The sequence below is a fragment of the Rhizobium sp. P2_G2 genome, from assembly GCF_056403555.1.
The window spans coordinates 1-7,843 of record NZ_JBFUFF010000176.1 but is presented as its reverse complement, the minus strand read 5'-3'; the positions used below and the strand labels follow the sequence as shown (position 1 = coordinate 7,843).

At 58.7% G+C, this 7,843-nt stretch carries 5 protein-coding genes and 3 pseudogenes; 3 read left to right on the top strand and 5 right to left on the bottom strand.

Translation table 11 applies throughout. The annotated features are described in order from the left end of the window. The first annotated feature begins 195 nt into the window (after positions 1-195). Positions 196-912: pseudogene (locus AC1D06_RS40810) on the top strand (IS6 family transposase). A gap of 644 nt (positions 913-1,556) precedes the next feature. On the opposite strand, the gene AC1D06_RS40805 reads toward AC1D06_RS40810, so the two are convergent. The 3 genes from AC1D06_RS40805 to AC1D06_RS40795 form a co-directional block, all read right to left on the bottom strand. Beyond that, positions 1,557-2,693, bottom strand: a complete 1,137-nt coding sequence (locus tag AC1D06_RS40805) for a substrate-binding protein (protein WP_477991151.1) — start codon at positions 2,691-2,693, stop codon at positions 1,557-1,559. A gap of 116 nt (positions 2,694-2,809) precedes the next feature. Then, a complete protein-coding gene (locus tag AC1D06_RS40800) occupies positions 2,810-2,950 on the bottom strand; it encodes a hypothetical protein (protein ID WP_477991150.1) in 141 nt (46 codons plus the stop codon). A gap of 100 nt (positions 2,951-3,050) precedes the next feature. Continuing rightward, the gene (locus AC1D06_RS40795) at positions 3,051-4,694 is read right to left on the bottom strand and encodes an HD domain-containing phosphohydrolase (RefSeq protein WP_477991149.1); all 1,644 of its coding nucleotides are present in this window, start codon (positions 4,692-4,694) and stop codon (positions 3,051-3,053) included. Between the two features lie 162 nt (positions 4,695-4,856). On the opposite strand from AC1D06_RS40795, the gene AC1D06_RS40790 reads away from it, so the two are divergent. Then, a complete protein-coding gene (locus AC1D06_RS40790) occupies positions 4,857-6,008 on the top strand; it encodes a DUF2652 domain-containing protein (protein ID WP_477991148.1) in 1,152 nt (383 codons plus the stop codon). A 244-nt stretch (positions 6,009-6,252) separates the two neighbouring features. Here AC1D06_RS40790 and AC1D06_RS40785 read toward each other — a convergent pair. After that, positions 6,253-7,005, bottom strand: a pseudogene (locus AC1D06_RS40785) (IS6 family transposase). Positions 7,006-7,080: 75 nt separating this feature from the next. Here AC1D06_RS40785 and AC1D06_RS40780 point away from each other — a divergent pair. Then, positions 7,081-7,530 carry a glycoside hydrolase family 15 protein gene (locus AC1D06_RS40780; RefSeq protein WP_477884547.1) on the top strand — a complete coding sequence of 150 codons (450 nt, stop codon included), beginning with the start codon at positions 7,081-7,083 and terminating at the stop codon, positions 7,528-7,530. Here the strand turns inward: AC1D06_RS40780 and AC1D06_RS40775 are convergent. Continuing rightward, a pseudogene (locus AC1D06_RS40775) lies at positions 7,517-7,843 on the bottom strand (hypothetical protein); the annotation flags it as partial. The gene AC1D06_RS40780 and the pseudogene AC1D06_RS40775 overlap by 14 nt on opposite strands.

The following is a 7,843-nucleotide window of genomic DNA, read 5'->3' as shown; positions in this document are numbered from 1 at the left end:
CTTCAGGGCTTGCCGCTTGTCCGGAAGCTCTGAGAAATACGAAAGAAAAACAATCCCTTCCGAAATAGACGCCTGCAAATCCATGGCAAACCTCCTCGACGAATCAGAGGATTCACACAGATTCACAGATTTCAGACATTGTCTGCCGTTAACTCACCAGATTGCCCTGGGTGTCCATGGCTTAACGGTTGACGGATAATCGGACGTGATGAGCGCGCCGACCATCAGCTACAAGAACCACCGTTTCCCACCGCAGATCATCGCCCATGCGGTCTGGCTGTTTTTCCGGTTTCCGTTAAGCCTGCGGCTGGTGGAAGAAATGCTGCTGGAGCGCGGCATTGTCGTGACCTACGAAACGATCCGGCGCTGGGGCCGCAAATTCGGTGCGGCCTACGCAAAGCGACTGCGCAGAAAGACGCCGTCGCGAAAGGATATCTGGCATCTGGACGAGGTGTTCGTGACGATCGGCGGTCGAAAGCGCTGGCTTTGGCGAGCCGTCGACCAGGACGGATATGTTCTCGACGAGATCGTGCAGGTCCGTCGCGACACCAAGGCTGCGAAGCGATTGTTGATCAGACTGTTGAAGAAGCAAGGCCTCGCGCCAAAGAGGATTATCACCGATAAACTGCGTTCATACGGGGCGGCAAAGCGGGATGTGATGCCGGCCATTGAACATAGATCACACAAGGGTCTCAACAACAGTGCGGAAAATTCCCATCTGCCGCTGCGAAAACGAGAACGAGTGATGCAGGGCTTCAGATCCGTCGGCGGCTTGCAACGATTTATCTCGGTGTTTTCAGCAGTCAGAAATCATTTTGTCCCGTCGCACCAGAAGCATTCGGCCCCGCCACCCACATTCATCGGATCCGCGCTATGGCGCAGTGGAAGGCCGCGACCGGCGCAGCAGCCTGAGTCAACTGAAAGCGCTTCGCGCGGCCTCAGTGAAACAACGTGACAACGCCGCCACCGGCACTGCCGGTGCATTCGCGCTTGAATCCCTTGGAGTTCGGCAGCGCAAGGGCTTTTCGGCGCCGGTGCCGATTTATGCAGTGTCGATGACAGTTGCATGATGGAGTACCGTGCCATTTTCACAACGTTTGGGACTGGTGGTCTCCCTATCAAGCCGGTCGGCATACGGATGAGGAGAAGTTGCTGCGGCCGCTAGCGGTTTGCTCGAGGGCAACTCCGCTACGAAGAGGCAGCCGCGGATGACCGGTTCTGGCGCGACGCCGTCATTAGCAGCGCTTGATCAACGTCCGCTTTCGGCTATACGCGACTAAACCATCCATGACCTAAATGAGAGCGCTTTGCGGATGGTAGAAGATTTGGGCCATGCAGCGGGACGGTGGGCGGCGTCACGCCGCATCTTCCAACTGTTCCTCCCCATAATAATCGTCCTCTTGATCCGCAGGTAGAATCGTCTCGCGCACGACATCTTTGTCCGTAGTGGCCGATCAGCAGTCATGTGATAGGCAACTTAGCGCAGTTCGCGTTCGCCCAGTTCGGCGCCGGAGCGAATGATACTCGCTCCGGCGCGGTGCCGGCCGCGCGGATAATCAGTTCACGACACTCAGTTCGGTCCTCGCAATTGCGGAGGACATCTCCCGCGGATCGACGACGCCGAGGTCTTTCACGACCTCGAACTTCCCGTTCCGTGCCTGTGCGATGTACATGTTCATGCGCAGATGATGTTGGCCGGCGACCATTTCTGCCGGACCACCCGGGGCCTGGTGGATAGACGCATGATCGAGCGCTTGAATGACCGCGCGCTGATCGAGCGTTCCGGCCTCTCTTACGGCCGCCTCCCAGAGCTTGAGTGCCTTGTAGTGACCCGCACAGCCACTTCCGGCGGTGAACATGGCGCTGCCTGGGAAACGGCGATTGTAGTCCTTGAGCAGTTCCCGGCTGAAGGGATCGTCGATACCCTGATAGTAATCGAGACAGCTGTAGAGACCCTCGACATGCGCGGCCGGCACCAGGTTCAGGAAATTCTCGTCGAAGTAGGTGCAGACGATCTTTCCGCCCTTGGCGATGAAGCCCGCGTCGTGGAGTTCCGCGAGGAACGGCGAAAGGCCGGGTGGCACGATCGTGTTGAAGACCACCTCGGTTTTAGTCGACATGATCTTCTTGACGGTCTCGCGGTAGTCGGTGTGATCGAGGGGGAAATATTCCTCGCCAACGATCTCGCCGCCGCTCTGCGCCACCATTTTCTTGGCCGCCTTGTTGAGTAAATGCGGCCAGATATAGTCGGCCGAAGGCAGGTAGAACTTCTTCGCACCCGTCTTCTTAATCAGCCATGGGATCAGAGGCTCGACCTGCTGGGCCGGAACCGGGCCGGTGCAGAAGATCAGCGGGTCGTCTTCCTGCCCCTCATATTGTTCGGGATAGATATAGAGTTTCTTGCCCCGCTCCGTCGCCTCGCTCCGGATGGCTTGGCGGGTGGAACTGAAGATGCCGCCAATCACCAGGTCGACCTTGTCATCGTTGACGAGTTTGGCCGCTGCGGCCTTCGCGGCTGCATCTTCCGTCCTGCCGTCTTCGATTATCAGCTCGACTGGCCGGCCGAGAAGGCCGCCGGCCTCGTTGATGTCCTCGATGACCATTCGGCAAACATTCGCGTCGGCGATCCCCATAAAGGATAGCGGGCCGGTGAGTTCGGCAATCACGCCCACTTTGATCGGTGTCTGTTCCATGTCTTCATCTCCTTGTGACTGTGTTCAGGTGCGTGGCGAGCGGCGGATCAGCGTACCGATACGCGGCTTGCCCGCAGGTGCCGGCACGACCGGCGCTGGGTGACGGTGAAAGGCAATCAGGCTTCGAACTGGCCGATTGGTGGCGCCGGCTGCAGCTTGCCCTTGTGGCCTTCCTCGCGGAAAATTGGCCGCACTTTTGTAGAGAAAATCTTGCTGAGGCGGTCGACGTCTTCAGCCTGAGCAATTGCAAGTAACATTGTCTTCCTCCTCCATGCCCCGGCCCCGATGGCCCAGCGACGATGAGAAGGATGCCCGCCGAGGCGGCATCGTGCATGGGGTGAACTCCCTATATGCGGTTCAGCGCATCAGGAGACCATTTTCGACGGCGAACAGTGCCGCTCCGGCGCGGGTCGTGACGCCGATCTTGGAGTAGATGTTCTGGATGTGGTTGTCGGCGGTCTTTGGCGAGATGCCGAGCGTCTCCGCGGCGTCCTTCAGCGTGCCTCCCCGCGCGATCAGGCGCAGCACTTCGATTTCGCGCGGGGTCATGCCCGCAAGGCGCGGGGTGATATTTCTGCGCGATGGCTGCCCGGCGACGGTAAGCACTGCCTCGGCTCCATCCTGGCAAAGTCGTCCCTCGCGTATCCAGGTGCGCACCATCGAGGCCGCAGCCTCGCCGTCCAGCGCCGGACGCTGCGGCCGTTCCTCGCGCGAAGTTGCATAGACTTCTGCCGCGGCGAGAACGCGCGCCGCGGGCGAGAGATCGGAGCCATCGACCTGGCGGTAGAAACCCGATCGATCAAGACATTCATGGTGGCGCGAGACCAGTGCCGCCGCGCCCACACCGGCCTTTCCGAGCGCCGAAAGCGCACGTTCGCCGTAATAGGGATGCAGTTTCGCCGTATCGGCTTCCACGGGTGACATCGGCCCCTTCCTGATCCAGGACGCCACCGGCACGCAGAGTTCGCCGATATCATGAACCAGTCCGGCCCACCGCGCGTTCCGCACATCTGATTCCGGAAGCCCCATATGTCTGGCCGCCGCCTCGGCGAGATCGGCCACCGCCCGGGAGTGTCCATGGGTGAATGGCATCCGCATGTCGACCATGTCGGCGATCGCCAAATACGCAGCATCACACGCCTTCTCGTCAAAGTATTCGACTGGCTCCGGCTCCAGCCCAAGAATCATCTCGCGTGTGACGTATTCGTCGATCCCTTCCATCAGAGTCTGCGCGTTTTCGGACATGAGCATGGCTAACCGGGACTCATAGGGACCGTCGGACCGGGAAGCGACGATCCGGGCCATCTCATCCACGCCAAGGGCTTCTGCCAGCGCGATAGCGTCCTGGGCCAGTGTGATGACCCGGACTGCGGGCAGAACCTCGTCACCGGAAAGCCCGCGGGGCATGCCGCGACCGTCCCATCGTTCATAGATCTGCCCGAGATTGCGCCGAATATCTTCCGTCAACCCGAGGCGCTCCCCGATCCTTTGCGCAATCTCGCAATGTGCCGTCAGGATCGGCAGCGTAACCTTGAGCGCACCGCTGAGACTTTCCTGAATTGCGCGTTGTTGTTCATCTCGTGCAAGTTCGGCGAAAAGGCGCTTGAAGGCGTTGACAAATACCTGTCCGACTTTCGCCTTGTCGCCCATGTCGAGACCGGCGAGTTCCTTTCTCAGCGCAATCTCGTCGCCAAGCGCTGCAGCCATCAGATACGAGTCTGCATTGCATCCGACATAGCGCAGCAGCGCCTGATGATAGACGTTGCGCCGGCCCTGTTCATCGAAGCCTGCCAGCTCCGCAAGCCGCATTCCGAGAACGCAGGATCTGAGCGCGAAATTGCGTGAGTGGCCAGTCGCGAGATCCGAAGCGTAGGCCAGAACCATCATGAAGTCGGCTCTGCGCATTCTTGGAGGAGCCATGCTCAGTCTCCCAACAGAGGTGCAGCTGTGGGAGCTTATCACAACGCGTCGTCTTTGCGACTCGCGCGCGTCCGGCCCCAATTGTGTTCGGTTTGTCCGATCTGCCCTGCAAACGGGAATACCTCAAGCGGGAGAGCCATTCAGCTGCCGCGGGATCGCGTCCAAGACGATCGCCAGTTCCATAATTCGCTGTTCGTCTCGGCTGAGATATGAGAGTGTCGGCTAGCAGGGAGGATCAATGCAATGCTTCCGCAAGCCGAAAACGCCTGTTTCCTGATCGCCGACATAACCGGCTATACCGGCTTTCTCGCCGGCGTCGAGCTCGATCATGCACAGGACATCATCGCCGATCTCATGGACACGGTGTTGAAGTGCCTGCGCCCGCCCTTCAGGCTTGCCAAATTCGAGGGTGACGCCGCGTTTGTCTATGCGGTTGGCGACAGCTTTGATGGGCACCTCGTTCAGGACGCTATCGAAGGCTCCTATTTCGCCTTCCGCAGGCGGCTCCGCGACATCAAGCAATCGACATCCTGCGAATGCAACGCTTGCAGCCGGATGCAGGACCTCGATTTCAAGTTCGTCTGCCATCACGGAGCGTTCGTCCGGCAAAAGATGGGCGGCCGCGAGGAACTCGCCGGCCGCGACGTCATCCTCATCCATCGCCTGCTGAAGAATGACGTGAACGAACGGCTGAACGGCCACGCCTACGCGCTGTTTTCCGATGCCGCAATCCAGGCCATGGGCATCGATCCGGTCGCGCAAGGCCTCATGGAGCACCAGGAATCGATCGACATCATCGGCGACGTGACCTGCTGGCTGCGCGATCTTGAAGCAGCATGGCAAGCGGAAACCGATCGCCAGCGTCACGAAGTGACCCGCGACAATTCGGCGATGGTGCTGGAATTCGAGATCGGAGCGGCGCGTCCGGTGGTCTGGGAATACTTCACCTCGCCTGGCCAGCGGCCAAAATGGCGCGCCGCGGATGAAGTCCGCGAGACTGCCCGCAACGGACGTCGCGGTGCTGGTACCGTCAATCACTGCATGCACGGCAAGGCGGCGATCATTGAGGAGGTGCTGGACTGGCGTCCCTTCGACTATCTGACGCTGACCACCCTGCTGCCGGCGCCGGGGGCGCCGAAGATACCTATGACCTACACTTTCTCCGAACACGCCGATGGCCGCACGACGGTCGAAATTCGCATCGCCAAGCCGAAACCGAAGGACAGGGAATTCCTCTCCAAAGTCGCCGAGACCTTCAAGGACCATATCACCCACGAGGTCGAAGCGCTGCGGCTGATCATCGAAGGCCAGGATGCGGGTCTGGCAGCGATCGAAGAGCCGCCCGTGCCGATATCGGCACAACGCTTTCAGCATCAACCCTTCCATGCACACTGACCTTTTGATAGCGGAGAGCTCCCGAAAGGTCAGGTCACGAGTCAAATGGCTTCGCTCTCGATGCAGATCTTGCATGCACCCGATTTCCAATCTCAAATAGCAAGCGCCGCGACGATCATGGTCGCCGCGATTGCGTATAAGTGTTCCGCGTGCCGGTGGTTATCGATCGGGACTTGCCGTGGTTATAGCGGGCGCGTCGCAAAGATTTTCGGGGGCCGCAATTATCCCACGAAGGGCGTCATTTTCATGCTTTGTTAACTTTTTGAAGTCCGAATAGGCGCGCAAGTAGATCATTCTGATCGTTGACGGTCCAGCCGCCAGAAAAACAAAATCCCTTCCGCAACCACAGCATGGCTTCGAAACCCGCGATTGTTCTTCGGGCGGTGTTGAATGACCGGAACCCTCCGATCTTGGGCATGTTCTTCTTGACCCGGAAATGGTCGCTTTCGATGCCTTACTGGAGATGCTTGGTGACATAATGCACAGGCTCTGGGTGGAGCAGTCCCTCTTCGACGGACGTTTTGATGGTCGAAGGAAAGGTATTGGCGCCGTCGGTGCCGATTTTGTCGGGTGACAGCAGTGGCTCATCCTTCAGCATCTTGCGAAAGGAGCGCTTGGCGGCGTCGAGGTCGCGCCTCGCGGTGAGCAAGAAATCCACCGGGTTGCCGTGCTTGTCGATAGCCCGGTACAGATATCGCCATTGACCCCGAATTTTCACGTATGTTTCATCGACGCGGATCGAACCACAATGCGGCTTCCGGAACTGGCGCAAGCGCTTCTCGATCGTCGGGGCATAGGTCAAAACCCAACGATTGATACTGCTATGATCCACCTCGAAGCCGCGTTCCCTGAACATTTCTTCCAGATCGCGGTAGCTCAGCGGATAGCGCAAATACCAGGAAACCGCCTGAATGATCAGCCACGCTTCAAACTGCCGTCCCTTGAAATCGTCCTTCGACTGGCGTTTCAGCTTTTCGGCAATGGCATTGAGAATCATGAATGATCCGACGCTCCAACAAATCGGCGCGCCTTTTCACCGGCAAATCATCAAAGCGGCGTTAACGGAGAAACTTTGCGACGGGACCTCGATGAGTTTGGCGAAGACGGCCCCGTCGACGAATGGACGCGAATCCGCGATGAAATCCATCTTCAGGTTTGCGAGCAAGGGTATAACCAAGACCTTGCGTCTTTCGTTCAATCCTACGGCTCGTCGGTCGTTGACGCGAGTCTCCTGCTGCTCCCGCTTGTCGGCTTTCTTCCTCCCGATGATCCGCGGGTGATCGGCACGGTCCAAGCGATAGAAAAGCGGCTCATGAGCGACGGCCTCCTGCTGCGCTACGAGCACGGTCGCGGTTCCGAAGCCCTGCCACCTGGACAAGGCGTTTTCCTCGCATGCAGTTTCTGGCTGGTCGGCAATTATGTGCTGATCGACCGGCTGGACGAGGCACGCACTCTTCTCGAACGGCTGCTCGGCCGCTGCAACGACGTCGGCCTCCTAGGCCGTAGACTCATAACGCGTTGATCCAGATGCGGGTAGCAATGATTTTGGCGGCGGCAAGGAAATTGGCTGGGTTCTTGTCGTAACGTGTTGCCATAGCTCGATATTGTTTGAGCTTATTGAAGAAGCGTTCGACGAGATTTCTTTGCCGATAGACCCATCGGCTGAAGGAAAAGCTGTCCTTGCGATTGCTTTTGGCTGGGATATTGGCCCAGGCCGCGTTCGACGAGATTTCTTTGCCGATAGACCCATCGGCTGAAGGAAAAGCTGTCCTTGCGATTGCTTTTGGCTGGGATATTGGCCCAGGCCTTCTTTTCCTTGGCTTGTGCACGCAATG

What these genes read in the sequence shown, in the direction of transcription:
- AC1D06_RS40805 (WP_477991151.1), bottom strand. Translation starts at nt 2,693, where the DNA reads ATGGAACAGACACCGATCAAAGTGGGCGTGATTGCCGAACTCACCGGC.
- AC1D06_RS40800 (WP_477991150.1), bottom strand. Translation starts at nt 2,950, where the DNA reads ATGTTACTTGCAATTGCTCAGGCTGAAGACGTCGACCGCCTCAGCAAG.
- AC1D06_RS40790 (WP_477991148.1), top strand. Translation starts at nt 4,857, where the DNA reads ATGCTTCCGCAAGCCGAAAACGCCTGTTTCCTGATCGCCGACATAACC.